This window comes from Brevibacillus fluminis (assembly GCF_003710825.1).
GTDB lineage: Bacteria > Bacillota > Bacilli > Brevibacillales > Brevibacillaceae > Brevibacillus_D > Brevibacillus_D fluminis.
This window is the reverse complement of the sequence record NZ_RHHQ01000073.1, coordinates 1-674: the sequence shown is the minus strand read 5'-3', so window position 1 is coordinate 674 and position 674 is coordinate 1. Positions and strand designations below refer to the sequence as shown.

Annotated in this window: 1 protein-coding gene; it reads right to left on the bottom strand. The window is 48.7% G+C overall.

What is annotated here, in order from left to right; genetic code table 11:
• A partial coding sequence (locus tag EDM56_RS30940; protein ID WP_148040448.1) for a DMT family transporter occupies positions 1-600 on the bottom strand: 600 nt, incomplete at its 3' end.
• Positions 601-674: the final 74 nt, after the last annotated feature.

Sequence of the window (674 nt, the reverse complement as noted above, 5' to 3'; positions counted from 1 at the left end):
GGTGGTCAAGGCTACAAAGCCAGCTACCAGCATACAGGACAGAAGTGTGAAAAAGCTTACCTGGAACGACGATAGGTGTGCCAAATACTTTTTGGCCAAATGCGAGGAAATGCCGTAGCAAAGCGTCGCCCCCATCATTCCGAAAAATCCGAATAGGTCTACGGATATGATGCTGATCGGGTTGAGATCAAGCAAAATCAATAGCCCGATAAAACCGATGCCCATGCCGATCCATTGATTCCGGCTCGATTTGCCCTTGAAGACGAGCAAGCCAACAAGCATGGTCCACAGCGGTGTGGTTGCATTTAGTACCGAAGCCATGCTGCTCGGAAGACGCGTCTCCGAGAGCGCAATTAAGCCCCATGGAATTGCATTGTTCAAACAGCCTACGACGATGAGCGGAATCCACGGAAGCCGCTTCACATTGCGAAACTCTCCCTTTACCAGCATGATGACAAAAATGATCAGAATGCCGAATCCCGAACGGAGCATCACCACGGTCCACGGATGAAACGGACCGAGCAGCAGCTTAATAAAGAAAAAAGAAGCCCCCCAGATCAGGCTGAGCAAGATTAAATTCAAATATGCACTGCGAGCCACAAGATTCCCTACTTTCCCGACACTATGATCTTCTTATCGTAGCATAGCTCGCTTCACGAATTGATGAAAAAATC